Source organism: Streptococcus pseudopneumoniae (assembly GCF_038148935.1).
Lineage (GTDB): Bacteria > Bacillota > Bacilli > Lactobacillales > Streptococcaceae > Streptococcus > Streptococcus pseudopneumoniae_U.
Genome location: NZ_JBBJZX010000259.1, coordinates 1 through 259 on the forward strand (window position 1 = coordinate 1; position 259 = coordinate 259).

Sequence of the window (259 nt, forward strand, 5' to 3'; positions counted from 1 at the left end):
CCTACGTCGAAATCTAGAAGAACGTGCAGGCTGGACTCGTGAAGACCTCAAGGCTCTACGCCAACGCCATCGTACAGTAGCTGACAAGCAAAATTCTATGGCTAATATGATGGGCATGCCCCAGACTCCAAGCGGTGGTCTCGAGGACTATACTCATGATTTGACAGAGCAAGCTCGTTCTGGCAAGTTAGAGCCAGTCATTGGTCGGGACAAGGAAATCTCGCGTATGATTCAAATTTTGAGCCGGAAGACTAAGAAT

1 pseudogene is annotated in these 259 nt (G+C 48.6%); it reads left to right on the top strand.

Annotated elements, in window-relative coordinates:
- Positions 1–259, top strand: a pseudogene (locus WKI42_RS10880) (ATP-dependent Clp protease ATP-binding subunit); the annotation flags it as partial.